The sequence below is a fragment of the Marinobacter sp. M3C genome, assembly GCF_023311895.1.
Taxonomy (GTDB): domain Bacteria; phylum Pseudomonadota; class Gammaproteobacteria; order Pseudomonadales; family Oleiphilaceae; genus Marinobacter.
This window is the reverse complement of record NZ_CP092284.1, coordinates 2,514,482-2,526,542: the sequence shown is the minus strand read 5'-3', so window position 1 is coordinate 2,526,542 and position 12,061 is coordinate 2,514,482. Positions and strand designations below refer to the sequence as shown.

The 12,061-nt window shown below is 50.2% G+C and carries 14 protein-coding genes and 1 pseudogene; 10 read left to right on the top strand and 5 right to left on the bottom strand.

Annotation, left to right across the window (positions count from 1 at the left end; all coding sequences use genetic code 11):
- Positions 1-647: 647 nt before the first annotated feature.
- Positions 648-1,742 (bottom strand): annotated as a pseudogene (locus MIH18_RS11795) (IS3 family transposase).
- A gap of 225 nt (positions 1,743-1,967) precedes the next feature.
- Here MIH18_RS11795 and MIH18_RS11790 point away from each other — a divergent pair.
- Together MIH18_RS11790 and MIH18_RS11785 are read left to right on the top strand one after the other, a co-directional pair.
- Positions 1,968-2,261 carry a type II toxin-antitoxin system RelE/ParE family toxin gene (locus tag MIH18_RS11790; RefSeq protein WP_249012483.1) on the top strand — a complete coding sequence of 98 codons (294 nt, stop codon included), beginning with the start codon at positions 1,968-1,970 and terminating at the stop codon, positions 2,259-2,261.
- Positions 2,262-2,270: 9 nt separating this feature from the next.
- Positions 2,271-2,561, top strand: a complete 291-nt coding sequence (locus MIH18_RS11785) for a HigA family addiction module antitoxin (protein WP_249007133.1) — start codon at positions 2,271-2,273, stop codon at positions 2,559-2,561.
- Between the two features lie 49 nt (positions 2,562-2,610).
- On the opposite strand, the gene MIH18_RS11780 is transcribed toward MIH18_RS11785, so the two are convergent.
- Complete coding sequence (locus MIH18_RS11780) at positions 2,611-3,012, bottom strand: PIN domain nuclease (protein ID WP_249007134.1); 402 nt, start codon at positions 3,010-3,012, stop codon at positions 2,611-2,613.
- Positions 3,009-3,203: a type II toxin-antitoxin system VapB family antitoxin gene (locus tag MIH18_RS11775; protein WP_249007135.1), complete on the bottom strand. Its 195-nt coding sequence runs from the start codon at positions 3,201-3,203 to the stop codon at positions 3,009-3,011. Before MIH18_RS11775 ends, MIH18_RS11780 begins: the two co-directional genes overlap by 4 nt.
- Before the next feature lie 149 nt (positions 3,204-3,352).
- Between MIH18_RS11775 and MIH18_RS11770 the strand changes: the two genes are divergently transcribed.
- From MIH18_RS11770 to MIH18_RS11740, 7 genes are all read left to right on the top strand, one after another.
- On the top strand, positions 3,353-3,670 hold the full coding sequence (locus tag MIH18_RS11770) for an antibiotic biosynthesis monooxygenase (RefSeq protein WP_249007136.1): 318 nt from the start codon (positions 3,353-3,355) through the stop codon (positions 3,668-3,670).
- Positions 3,671-4,225: 555 nt separating this feature from the next.
- Positions 4,226-5,554 (top strand): group II intron reverse transcriptase/maturase, encoded by a 1,329-nt coding sequence (gene ltrA / locus MIH18_RS11765; RefSeq protein WP_249014617.1) that lies wholly within the window; start codon positions 4,226-4,228, stop codon positions 5,552-5,554.
- A 583-nt stretch (positions 5,555-6,137) separates the two neighbouring features.
- A complete protein-coding gene (locus tag MIH18_RS11760; protein WP_249007137.1) occupies positions 6,138-6,473 on the top strand; it encodes a hypothetical protein in 336 nt (111 codons plus the stop codon).
- Position 6,474: 1 nt separating this feature from the next.
- Complete coding sequence (locus MIH18_RS11755; RefSeq protein WP_249007138.1) at positions 6,475-6,987, top strand: hypothetical protein; 513 nt, start codon at positions 6,475-6,477, stop codon at positions 6,985-6,987.
- 93 nt (positions 6,988-7,080) lie between these two features.
- Positions 7,081-7,338: a hypothetical protein gene (locus tag MIH18_RS11750; RefSeq protein ID WP_249007139.1), complete on the top strand. Its 258-nt coding sequence runs from the start codon at positions 7,081-7,083 to the stop codon at positions 7,336-7,338.
- An 842-nt stretch (positions 7,339-8,180) separates the two neighbouring features.
- On the top strand, positions 8,181-9,014 hold the full coding sequence (locus MIH18_RS11745; protein ID WP_249007140.1) for a DUF2059 domain-containing protein: 834 nt from the start codon (positions 8,181-8,183) through the stop codon (positions 9,012-9,014).
- Positions 9,015-9,124: 110 nt separating this feature from the next.
- Positions 9,125-9,427, top strand: a complete 303-nt coding sequence (locus MIH18_RS11740; RefSeq protein ID WP_249007141.1) for a DUF4236 domain-containing protein — start codon at positions 9,125-9,127, stop codon at positions 9,425-9,427.
- On the opposite strand, the gene MIH18_RS11735 is transcribed toward MIH18_RS11740, so the two are convergent.
- Together MIH18_RS11735 and MIH18_RS11730 are read right to left on the bottom strand one after the other, a co-directional pair.
- Positions 9,424-9,876, bottom strand: coding sequence for a tyrosine-type recombinase/integrase (locus MIH18_RS11735; RefSeq protein ID WP_249007142.1), 453 nt, complete (start codon positions 9,874-9,876; stop codon positions 9,424-9,426). The two genes, MIH18_RS11740 and MIH18_RS11735, sit on opposite strands and share 4 nt — an antisense overlap.
- Positions 9,861-10,382: a site-specific integrase gene (locus MIH18_RS11730; protein ID WP_249007143.1), complete on the bottom strand. Its 522-nt coding sequence runs from the start codon at positions 10,380-10,382 to the stop codon at positions 9,861-9,863. The genes MIH18_RS11735 and MIH18_RS11730 overlap by 16 nt, the downstream gene beginning before the upstream one ends.
- A 583-nt stretch (positions 10,383-10,965) precedes the next feature.
- Here MIH18_RS11730 and MIH18_RS11725 point away from each other — a divergent pair.
- Complete coding sequence (locus MIH18_RS11725) at positions 10,966-12,054, top strand: HigA family addiction module antitoxin (RefSeq protein WP_249007145.1); 1,089 nt, start codon at positions 10,966-10,968, stop codon at positions 12,052-12,054.
- The last annotated feature ends 7 nt before the right edge of the window (positions 12,055-12,061 follow it).

The following is a 12,061-nucleotide window of genomic DNA, read 5'->3' as shown; positions in this document are numbered from 1 at the left end:
CATATGAGGTTGACATGTTCCGGTCCTTTAACCAGAAAATGCTTGGTGACGGTACTGCTGACATTCGCTATCCCTTTTTAACGCGTTATGTTTCAGAGATCGAGCAACTGACTGGGTTTGTTACCGTCCCGCCTGAAGATCAACATAACTTAGAAGATGCTAAACAGAAAAGGATGAGGTTAGAAAGAGCATTGTTTCGCAGCTAGGCCAGTAGCCCCAGCAGCTAGGATGCTCAAAGGCGTTGGTCTATCCAGGGAATGAAGCTAGCGCTGCTTGGAACATTTTGATATCCGCAGCTGGAACAGCGAAATCGCAATGGTCTTCCTCACTCAGGACAGTTGCACCCTGGAGGCGACGTACTAATTAGGATTTAACGACGGTGGCATTACCTCGGAGATGGTCCATAATAAGCGTCGCTGTGACCATGGCATTCCGACTTCGTGACCTCGGTCGAGTGCCGCATTCGATACAACGGATATCTGTTAGTACTACGTACCCCATCGTCAGGCCAACATGGAGCTTCTGCCGTTCTCTGAGCTTCCAGGTCTGGGCCACCGCAATAATAGGCTATAAATTAATGTCGGAGAGTAGTAAGCGTCCGGTGATCCGGTAATCCCCCCATTTATAACGGGGTTCAAAAGTCGACCTCAGGCCATTATGGCCAATTTCTGTTGAGGGGTAATCCCTCCGAGTCCCATATTGGGTCGTTCATTATTGTAATGCCAGAGCCAGCGAGTGGCGTAGTCCTGGACCTCTTCGGTACTGCCGAACAGATACTGTGCTAGCCAGTCGTAACGCACGGTTCGGTTGTAGCGTTCGATGTAGGCATTCTGCTGGGGCTTGCCCGGCTGGATAAACACCAGTTTGATGGCCTGGTTCTCAGCCCATGTCGACAGCTTGGTGCTGATATACTCCGGACGTTGTCACAGCGAATGGAGCGCGGTTTTCCACGCCATTCCATGATCTGTCCAGTGCCCGGATGACACGTTCTGTCGGCAACGAGAAGTCCACTTCAATGCCAAGACCTTCGCGGTTAAAGTCGTCAATCACGTTCAGCAGTCGGTAACTGCGACCGTCACTGAGCTGGTCATGCATGAAGTCCATTGACCAACTGTCGTTGATGATTTCCGGCACCGCTAACGGCTCAGGTTTCTCACGAACCAGGCGTTTCTTTGGCTTGATCCGCAGGTTTAATTCCAGCTCCCGGTATATGCGGTAAACCCGCTTGTGGTTACAGCCAAAGCGCTTCACATTACGCAGGTGCAAAAAACACAGACCAAAGCCCCAGTTCCTGTGGTTATGCGTCAGACGGATCAGCCAATCGGCAATCTCGGCGTTTTCATCGCTGAGCTTGGCCTGGTAGCGGTAGCAGGTCTCGCTGATGCTGAACATTGCGCAGGACGATCGGATGCTCACACCCTTTTCGTTAACGGCTTTCTGCGCCATCTCACGGCGACGAGACGGCTTTACCACTTTTTTTCGATGGCCTCCTTCAGGATGTCGGCTTTCAGTCGTTCTTCGGCATACATCTTCTTGAGCCGCCGATTCTCATCCTCCAGCTCCTTCAGCCGGGCCATCATGGATGCATCCATGTCACCGAACTTGGCGCGCCATTTATAAAAGCTGGCACTGCTCAGAGCCTGAACTCCAGGCGTTGGTCTGGTGACATTCGAAACTGGAAAGTCGCCGGAGCCGTATCGCTCAACCCTGGAAAATTGCAGGAAATTGAGCGCAATAAACAGGCTGCTTAAGTGCAGCTATTTGGACAACTGGGTTGCAAATCACCGAGGGCCTGCCGTACCAATCTCTGGTTTCCAGTGTTTTGCACAAGTATATCTCTGGTGGGTTCAAGGACATCTCTGCTAACAAGTCAGGCCAGCGGACGCGCTGACACGCGCCGCTGCCTTCTGCGTTACACACATCTATTGCAATTTGCATGAATGCCGTGTAGCTATTAAGATAACTGCATGATCCAATCATTTGGAAACCGTCTAACGGAAGATCTTTACCACGGCGTGAGCAGTGCGAAGGTTCGCAGGCTACCTAATGAGCTCAGAGAACCGGCGCTATATAAGCTCGACATCTTAAATTCTGTCGGATCGGTAGAGGAGCTTCGGTCTCCGCCAGGTAATCGGCTAGAAGCCCTCAAGGGAGACTATGCCGGATTCTTCAGTATTCGTATCAATTCACAGGGGTGGCGCATTGTTTTTCGCTGGCAGGGCGGCGGAGCCTACGAGGTCAAGATAGTCGACTATCACTGAGGTGTTCTTATGATTCCAACGCAAAGAGTTAGCACGCATCCGGGCGTCATTTTACTCAAAGAGTTTCTCGAGCCTCTGGGGTTAAGCCAAACTGCATTGGCTGAGCATCTGGGCATCTCCGTTCAGCGTGTGAACGAGATCGTCCGCGGCAAGAGAGGGGTTACCCCGGAGACAGCTTGGTTGTTTGCAAAGGCCTTTAATATGTCCCCGGAGTTCTGGCTGAATCTGCAGTCAACCCATGATTTATCCTCTCACCGCCCCTTGGTTGAAATCTTACCCTTGGTATCAACGAGTGCGTAACAGTCAGCTGCACGAGACAGCAGCTGCGCTGCCGCTCATGAGCTAAGCGTTATGCTTCTCTCAGAGCAGGCGCAAGCCCAAGGTAATCAACAAAAGGGATAAAGTCGCGATCCAAAAACAGCAGGGGTAGCTTCTTCTCTATGCAGAACGTTGCGATGATCACGTCGGCAGTTTTTCTGATTGTGATACCCCTTTTACGAAGCGCGCGATAATTGTCGGCACACTTGGCAGCCATATCTTTGCCAAACATTTCATATTGATCCAGCGCAAGCAGGCTTTGTTTGGTCTGATGGTATTGCTGGTCGTTGCGGATGCCTTGAAGGATTTCCAGAAATATGAGGTCGCCGATAGCGACTGACCCTTGGGCTATCGATGCATCCAGTAGGTCAGTGTGCGGGTTTTTGACTCCGTTGAAATAGTCGATCCAGACGCTGGTATCCACCAGTATCATCCGGCGCTCCGCATTTCATCCAGGTCGCCTTCCCACTTGATTTCGCCTCGTAGCTTCCGAATCTCCTGCTGCTTGCTAAGCTGTACCAGAAGTTTCAGGCCTTGCTCAACAGTCTCTTTTTTGGTTTCGTAGCCGGAGGCTTTGAGGGCTTCGGCCATCAACTGGTCGTCAATGACGATGTTCGTTCTCATGTAGCACCTATGTGTATGGTTATTTATTTCTATACACAATCTAGCACTTCGAAGAGAACATAACAATCGGCTGCACAGCGACCGATTTTCCGCCGCTTCGCGGCTCCAAACCGGCGCGTGAGCCGAGCGTTAAATGCCAAGAGGAAGTTATGTCAGGGATCGCTAAAACTCCGAGTCCGCCATATTACGCGGTGATTTTCAGCTCTGTCCGCACGGATGGTGATCATGGTTACGGTGCTATGGCTGACAGAATGATTGAATTGGCAGCCCAACAGGAAGGGTTTCTTGGTATCGAGTCAGCCCGTGAGGATGTTGGTATCACCGTTTCGTATTGGGCCAGCGAGGAAGCGATCAGGAACTGGAAGCAAAATGCTGAGCACCTTGAAGCCCAGCGTCTGGGCCATAAAGCTTGGTATGCCGAATTCAAAGTCCGAGTCGCAAAGGTAGAGCGGGATTATAGCATTTAACCAGTCAATCAAGTTCGTTCCCGGCCTGCGGCCGTCCACCGGACGGCTTTTAGCCGCCGCTTATCTCAGCGTGTGTGCCGGGCATGGCACTTAACTAGTTGGGTGAAAGTCCCGATACCAGGTATTCGCAGAGCCGAAGGTTAGCGAAAGGGCAAGGGCTAAACCCGTGAGGGAGGTCTGGAGGAAGCCCAACGCGAAATCGCGGGGCGATGAACAAGAACTCAATATGAGGTGTGACATATTCGGGGCCAGCGGGCACGTGACTGCCAAGCCCTCCATCTGCAACTGGGATATGTTTTATAAATTGAGCGTCTACGCGATGAAAGTTAAGTGTCTTACCCCGGGAGATCTCCTGCTGCTGCGCTGGGAAACTGCGTGCAGTTGAAAACCGCTGGGGAGCGAGCAATCGTTCTCGACCGCACAGGAGAAGTCAGCAGAGGGCATAGTACCGGTGATTACTCGACTGATTTTTTTTCAGTAGTGAATGTCTATGGGAAGGCCCGAACGGTACCCCTTGGAACAGGGGTTTGAAAGAAGAGAGCAGTTACTGTTGTGATGAGACCCCATAGTGCACCAGAAAAACAGCAAACGCTGACCCTGGAAACAGGGGGTGAAGGGGTGGCTGGATCTGATAGAGAAGACACTCCGGTTGTTCACGATCGACTGATGGAACGGGTGTTAGACAGGGACAACCTGCGCCGCGCCTTTCGTCAGGTCAAACGCAACAAAGGAAGCGCGGGGATAGACGGGATGACCGTTGACGACCTGACCGCCTTTGTTCAACAGCATTGGCCCAGAATTGCTGCACAACTGCTGGAAGGCACGTACCGGCCTCAGCCGGTACGACAGGTAGAGATACCCAAGCCCAAAGGCGGTGTGCGTAAACTGGGCATCCCGACCGTACTCGACCGCCTGATCCAACAGGCGATGCTCCAGGTCTTGCAGGCGGAGTGGGACGGAAGTTTCTCCCATTCCAGCTATGGCTTCAGACCTGGGCGCTCTGCCCATCAGGCCCAACGTTACATCAACGAGGGGTATCGATGGACCGTGGACATGGACCTGGAAAAATTCTTTGACCGGGTCAACCACGACAAACTGATGACGCTGGTGAAGCGACGAATCACGGATGAACGGATACTCAAACTGATCAACAGCGGCCTCAAAGCGGGTGCCATGGTGGGCAATGTCTGGGCTCCGGCCTCGGAAGGCACCCCACAGGGCGGCCCGCTGTCACCACTGTTAGCGAACCTGCTACTGGATGAACTGGACAAAGAGCTGGAACGACGTGGTCACCGGTTCGTCCGCTACGCGGACGACTGCAACATCTACGTCAAAAGCCAGCGGTCCGGTCAACGAGTACTGGCAAGCATCACCGGCTTCTTATCTTGCCGGCTGACACTCAGAGTGAATGAGGAAAAGAGCGCGGTTGGTCGTCCCTGGGAGCGAGTGTTCTTGGGGTTCACGTTCACTCGACGGGATCGGGAAAAGCGACGCAAGGTGAGCGAAGACGCGATTCAGCAGTTCAAGTATCGCGTTCGAGCTATCACCCGGCGAACGCGAGGTCGTACCATGCAAACGGTGATGGGTGAGTTAGTGGTATACCTGAGAGGTTGGAAAGGCTATTACGGTTTTGCGCAAGTGAAATCGCCGATCCGGGATCTGGAAAAATGGGTACGTCGCAAGCTCCGGTGTTATCACTTAAAGCAATGGGAGCGATCCGGTTACCGCCAGTTGCGCAAGCGCGGAGTGAGTGTAAAGCTGGCCTGGAATACGGCCAAGTCTGCTCATGGCCCGTGGCGTTTGAGCCATAGTCCGGGGTTAAGGCAGGCCCTGCCGAGGCAGTACTTTGCCTCTATGGGGCTCCCGGACCTTGTGGATTGCTGACAACTCAATCAACCGAACCGCCGTGGTACGTGATCCGTATGCCCGGTGGTGTGGGGGGAGGGGTGCCGTGAGGTGCCTCCCTATCCCGATTAGCTGGATTGGTGTTGTTCTTTTTTGGTGGTTCGGTGCCAGTGGCCTCAGCCCAGAGTTGGTAGCAAAACCGGCGAGTTTCGGTTTTCGGTTTTTGCCAAGGCCGTTGAAATCGGTAATTAGTTTGGTGCTTCACCGTTTCAATAGTGTTAGCAGGAAATTGAGTGTTCCGTCCGCGGCAAGCTGGGTTTTGATCTGCTAGTCTTATGTTCAGGTTCGTTCGCCGCATCGGCGGTGGTCTTTTTCGCACTGTGCATCGGCAGAACTTGGTACAAGGGCAGCAGCGGAGCAGGCCATCATATTGGTTGCCAAGGAGTGGCTTCGTCGTTACACCCAGCTAACCAATCAATCAAGTTCGTTCCCGGCCTGAAGGCCGTCCACCGGACGTCCTTGACGGGCCGCCGCTTAATTCAGCGTTATGGCTGTGGTTGCCGGATTGTAAGCCACTGGGTACTATCCGTTTTGGAAAAAACCATGGAAAGGAGAAAGTACAATGGACTGTCCTACGATTTCGGGCTTGAAGCTGGACTCTGAAGATCAGGAAGCACTGGAGGCAATAAGGAAGGCTCAGCGCAATGGAAACATGCTTGAGATTTTTTTACCTGCCGGTGTTTTAACAACGATATTTCTTGGCAATAACTCTGCGCAAGTAACTTTCAATGTTCATTCCACCGACTGGGTTTTGTTCGCGCAGTCAATGAGCAAGATTCAACCTATCGTAAGAAAAACCATATCCAAAATTGCCCAAATGCAAAGACTCAGAGCAGGGTTGTCATACGAGCAACGACAGTTCTGGGAAGCCGTGGATAATGGTTGCGGGGGCTATTAATATGAAAATTAATTTCAAGTTCGCATGCCCTTTACTACTCGCCGCCACTTCTGCTCTTGCTGGCAGTAACGACGAATCTAGTGCACATCGGTACATTTCTGAGAGAATTGCACAATATGGAGAAGCCGTAGATCGGTGTGAAAAGGTAGCGGGTAGCCGTCCCTTACCCGATGAGTCAGTGATCAAACATTTGCGTGGCTATAGTATCGAGGATGTTAGAGTTTTTCTTATCACGCGTAGCTCGCTTGTCTCGGAAGATTGCGAAAAGCCAGAGTTGACTGAATTGGCTTACGCAATTGGTATTTTGGAGGGTGCTGATATTTCCGGGACACCAAAAGAGATTGTACAGAACATAAAATTGCTGGTTTTTGGCGAAGCAACTTGGGGGTTGAAAAAGAAATATCTCGAGCTTCCAATGAGTGCCCGAAATATTTTGGAGCAAACGGATTATTTTGATAAGCCATTCGACGATATTGCTATTCTGAATGCTATCGAAAATGCCAAAAAGCCATAACAAGACGCTGTTGTCGGAAAATTTTTCCGCCGCTTTGCGGCTCCAAAATTGCCGCAAAGCTAAGCGTTATGAGTGCTCAAGGAGGTTCAGATTTTGATTCACGATTGCTCTTCTTGCTCGCTCGCAGAGGTGTGGTTTGAAGAAGATGGCGCCGATGTTTATATCAACCTGAACAGGGTGGCGACAGAGGAAGACCTCGAGACGGACCATTATCTTGAATACGAGGGGCAGACAATCGAGACTGTAAAAATCTGCGTAGCTTTCTGCCCTTTTTGCGGCGACAAGCTCGGAAGCGGGGACGAAGTAGTGGTGCCTCAGTTTTGGCACCATAATTTCGGCAGTAGGAAGTGAACGCTCATAATCGGGTAGCCGGGGGTATCTAGTCCCCAGCCCCCACAACACCCTGCATGCGGGTCCGCACAGGGCGTTTCCCGAAAACGTTCAAAGTAAGTCGGCCGATTACCTCCGCTTACCCCAATGATGGCTTCTGATTTTGCGCCAGCGCTCCTTTGTCCGGTCGGATATGGAATCGTTGAGCTGCACAGGCTCCTCATTGATTTTCGGGTTCAGGCCTTCACCTTGTCCCACCCATTACGATGGGCATTTGGCTACTATGCCGTCTGCTGACTTCTGCTCAATCACCGGCGGGGTTACCCCCATCGGCGCTATCGGTGTCCATCTCATTCGCTCGCACCCGCCGATGGCAACGGCTGCGCCCAGGCTTGATCGACCAGTGGCCTGACTGGTAATTGACCGATCGCTCGTTGAGCAGATCCCGATGCGTCGGACCGCCCCAGATAAGAACATGTACTGTCACTGCACCGCTGCATCATTTACGGTGGCCGTTAGATCACATGGCTTCGTCGTCTGGTGCCAACTCGCCTCCGGCCTACGCCTCCTATGATGTTCTTGTTCATCAGCTCGCAGTTTTGCTAGCGGCTTCCTCAAGACCGCTCCTCACGGATTGGCCCTTGCCATTCGCTAGTGGTTAGCGTTCAATCGGCTAAAACCGGCTAAAACCGGCTGAACGGTGACCTTCCCACAGGGGACTTTCACCCCATTAGTTCATGCCCATGCTGGGCGTACACCAGTCAATCAAGTCCGTTCCCGGCCTGGTGGCCGTCCACCGGACGCCCCTGTCGGGCCGCCGCTTATTTCAGCGTTAACTTTTAATCACACTAAATGGAGTATCCATGATCAAACATCAATATAAACTATTGTCAGTGGCAATAATCCTCTTTGTATCGTCTTTAAGTTATGCTGACGTTTCCGATGAATCAATAAATAAATTATTAGATTTATCAGGCTTAACAATACAAGTCGATCAATTTCCTGATTTGATCAAGGCAGGAATGGAACAGGCTAAGCAACAAGGCACTCCAATCCCTGATGCTGAATATAGTTCAATGGTAAACAGTGCTGATGAATCGATTGTACCTTCAGAAATCATTGAGGGAATCAGAGTCTCTTTAAAACAATCAATTAATGAAAAAGAGACACAGAAACTACTAGCTTGGTATGAGTCTGATTTGGGAAAAGAAATTACACACGCTGAAGAAAGTGCATCTACCCCTGAAGCATACCACCAGATGATGCAATCGGCACCATCTCTATTAGCAAATCCAGAGCGAGTCGAATTTGCTAATAGACTTGATGTACTACTAGGTGCAACTGATATGACAATGGGTATACAGGAACATACTGGTATTGCAGTTTACTCAGCAATTATGACTGCAATGCAACCAGGCACGCCATTAAATGTAGAACCATTTAAAGCTCAAATGGATGCAGCAAGCGTGCAAACACGTGCAGCAGTTAAACAAATGGTTACGATTTCTCTTTTATATTCATATAAAAATATTAGAACAAACAATTTGAGAAAATATGAAACTTTTCTAAATGACTCTACCACGATGAAATTTAATAAAACCATCATGGGTAGCATGAATAGAGAACTTGAATCTTCAATATCAAAATGGGCTAATATATTAGCCCATATATTTAGAAATAAGAAGCAACAAAGTTAACAAGTTGCTGCACTCGGATTCTGCAAACTGTCCAGATATTTTGCAGAGCAAAAATACGGGCCAATTTGCTCCACCGGTGAGCAAGGCGTTAGAAAATTCGGAGAAATGAGATGGCTATCAGGTTTCGTAAAAAAATAAAAATAGCGCCTGGGGTAAAGCTAAATGTAACCTCAAAAGGAATTTCGAGTGCTTCTATCGGCAAAAAGGGATTGACCTTGAATGCTGGAGGGAAAGGTGGAGCAAAGCTGACGACTGGCATTCCTGGTACAGGCTTATCTGCAACACACAGGTTGTCAGAAAGCAGCGTCAAAAACTCCTCGAAGGACGCTGAATCTGCGTCAGGTATCGGATTCGGAAAGCTGCTGGTTTTTGGGCTGCTGGGTCTCGTTCTATATTTGATCCTTTTTGGCTAAATCGTTTCTAACAAGAGCATTAAATTCGTTCCGGCCCGATGGGCCTCCACCGGACGGACCCAGTCAACCTGCAGGCGCTCCACCAGGGCATTGATCATCAGGGCACTGTTCTGCTGGGCCTCATGGGTCATCCGGGTGTAGCGGGCGGTGGTTACCGGGCTGGCGTGGCCGAGCAGAGTCTGAATCGAGCGCAGGTTCACCCCATTTTCCAGCAGATGGGTGGCAACGCTATGGCGCAGGGAGTGAATGTGAACATGCTTGCGGATACCGCAGTCCAGGGCGACCTGCTTGATGGCCTTCTGCACCCCACCCCGGGCCATCACCCGGGGCTTGCCGGAGGTGGCAACCGACTCATACGGAGGGTGTCCCCCGGGAAACAGCAGGTCCGGATGACGGTGAGTGGCCCAATAGCGCCGCAAGGCCTTGAGTGTCATCAGCGGTAAAGGCACGAAGCGATCCTTCTTGCCCTTGCCACAGCGCACATGCACCCGCGGTGACTGTCGACATCGGCGATGATCAGGTTCAGGGACTCGCTCAGTCGCAGGCCCAGACTGTAGGTGGTGAGGAAATAGACCTGATAACTGAGTTTGCGTGTGCGACTGATCAGGCGCTCGACCTCCTTCAGGGAGAGCACGTCCTGCAGGGTCTGAACCTTGGGAGCCTTGACGATAAGGACGTATTCCCAGGGCTTGCCCAGTACATACTGATAGAAACTCTGCAACGCATTGCGGGCAATCTTGACCAGACTCCAGGACCGGTGCTCGACCAGATGCATGAAATACTGCTGGAGCTGATCGGTGCTAAGCTGATCGGGACAGGTCTCGAAATAGTCGCAGACCTGTCGCAGGCAACGGGTGTACAGATCGATGGTCTTGGGGCTTTTGCCACGCAGAGTGAGTTCGGTGAGGTAGCGTTGGTGCAGTGCTTGAAAACGAGCGTGTTCGTTAGCGTTCATTACACTTCTCCTGACAGGCCCCTCCGGAATGGAGTGGGTCAGGGGAAGTACAGACGAATTTGACCTCTGCCGCGTAGCGGCTTCGTTCAACAAGACGGTCAACCGGACACCAAAAGCGTGCCGCTTTTGGTTCCCTCCGCTGCGCTCCGGCGCCGGTTACCTAAGCGTTAAGATCACTCCTATTCTCACCAATGCTAGGCCTGTCGACCAATGCGTTTCTATGGCGTATACTCTTCACCCCTAGGGTGAACGTTTCCATTCCAAATGTGTCTACACTTAGGGTACCCCGATTTTGAAAGTCGAGTTTCGAAAAAAAAAGCTAGAAAAATGCTTTAAACATAAAAACAGGCGACTAAAGAATTCGGCGATCAGGTTGCTCGAAAATACATTCAGCGTATCGAAATCATCAAATCGGTTGCGAACCTCGATGATTTAAAGGGAATGCCGGGGCTGAGGTGCCACCCTCTTAAGGGGAAACGCCAGGGTCAATACGCGGTCAAGCTCACGGGATTTTACAGACTGATATTCACTGTTGATGGCGACTGCTTGAACATAGCGATGATTGAAGAAGTGAGTAAGCACTATGATGACTGAACAAGCACACATGTCAGATTTAGCTATACCACCGGGAGAATATCTGGAGGAAGTGCTTGAAGAGGTAGGCATCAGTCAGGCGGAATTAGCTCGTCGGATGGGGCGGCCTCCTCAAGCTATCAATGAGATATTGAAAGGTGATAAAGCGATTACCCCAGAGACCGCACTACAGCTAGAGCAAGTAGTCGGCGTACCTGCGTATTTCTGGAGCAATTTGGAAGCTAGTTATCGATTGGCTATAGCCAAAGAAGTGGACGAGAAGAAAGCTCAAGTCGAGGTCGAGGTTGTCTCGTCCTATCCATATTTGGAACTCTCGAAGCTAGGGCTGGTTGAGAAAACCCGGAATAAAATTTCTAAGGTTAAAGAATTAAGAAAATTATTTGGTGTTTCTTCGCTTTTTAATATAGGGGAAGTGAAAGAATATTCACCTGCTTTTAGGCAGGTTGAAAAAGATAGCACTTCTAGTGAAGCTCTGGCTGCTTGGTTGAGAGCTGGGCACATTATAGCCTCTGGTAAGAAAACCCAAGACTTTGATGCCGAGCGACTTAAAGAGTGTTTGTTTGATATTAAGGGGCTTACATTCGAGACTGACCCCAATGTTTTAATTGATAATCTTGGGAATGTATTATCAGATTGTGGCATTGCTTTGGTCTTAATTCCCCATTTCCCTAAAACCTATACGACGGGTGCAACTTTTTGGGTAGAGAAAAAGAAAGCAGTAATAATGATGTCTCTAAGGGGTAGTTGGTCGGACATTTTTTGGTTCAGTTTGATGCATGAAATAGCACATATTTTGTTGCATGATAAGAGGGCAACATTTTTAGAAAATGGCAAAGGAGATCATCAATATCGTAAACAAGAGGAAGAAGCAGATTTTTTTGCTCAAAAAACGTTAATCCCTTCAAAAGATTACAAAGGGTTTGTAGCGGTAGGTGATTTCACCGCGAATTCCATTGAGAAATTTGCAAATAATATCGGTATTTTTCCAGGAGTTGTAACTGGTCGCTTACAGTTTGATAGCTTGCTACCTCATACAGTACATCACCACCGAATTAGGTTTAAGTGGAAAAAAGCTTAACAATCGG

What these genes read in the sequence shown, in the direction of transcription:
- MIH18_RS11745 (WP_249007140.1), top strand. Translation starts at nt 8,181, where the DNA reads ATGATCAAACATCAATATAAACTATTGTCAGTGGCAATAATCCTCTTT.
- ltrA (WP_249014617.1), top strand. Translation starts at nt 4,226, where the DNA reads ATGAGACCCCATAGTGCACCAGAAAAACAGCAAACGCTGACCCTGGAA.
- MIH18_RS11760 (WP_249007137.1), top strand. Translation starts at nt 6,138, where the DNA reads ATGGACTGTCCTACGATTTCGGGCTTGAAGCTGGACTCTGAAGATCAG.
- MIH18_RS11780 (WP_249007134.1), bottom strand. Translation starts at nt 3,012, where the DNA reads ATGATACTGGTGGATACCAGCGTCTGGATCGACTATTTCAACGGAGTC.
- MIH18_RS11730 (WP_249007143.1), bottom strand. Translation starts at nt 10,382, where the DNA reads ATGAACGCTAACGAACACGCTCGTTTTCAAGCACTGCACCAACGCTAC.
- MIH18_RS11790 (WP_249012483.1), top strand. Translation starts at nt 1,968, where the DNA reads ATGATCCAATCATTTGGAAACCGTCTAACGGAAGATCTTTACCACGGC.
- MIH18_RS11775 (WP_249007135.1), bottom strand. Translation starts at nt 3,203, where the DNA reads ATGAGAACGAACATCGTCATTGACGACCAGTTGATGGCCGAAGCCCTC.
- MIH18_RS11755 (WP_249007138.1), top strand. Translation starts at nt 6,475, where the DNA reads ATGAAAATTAATTTCAAGTTCGCATGCCCTTTACTACTCGCCGCCACT.
- MIH18_RS11770 (WP_249007136.1), top strand. Translation starts at nt 3,353, where the DNA reads ATGTCAGGGATCGCTAAAACTCCGAGTCCGCCATATTACGCGGTGATT.
- MIH18_RS11740 (WP_249007141.1), top strand. Translation starts at nt 9,125, where the DNA reads ATGGCTATCAGGTTTCGTAAAAAAATAAAAATAGCGCCTGGGGTAAAG.
- MIH18_RS11725 (WP_249007145.1), top strand. Translation starts at nt 10,966, where the DNA reads ATGATGACTGAACAAGCACACATGTCAGATTTAGCTATACCACCGGGA.
- MIH18_RS11785 (WP_249007133.1), top strand. Translation starts at nt 2,271, where the DNA reads ATGATTCCAACGCAAAGAGTTAGCACGCATCCGGGCGTCATTTTACTC.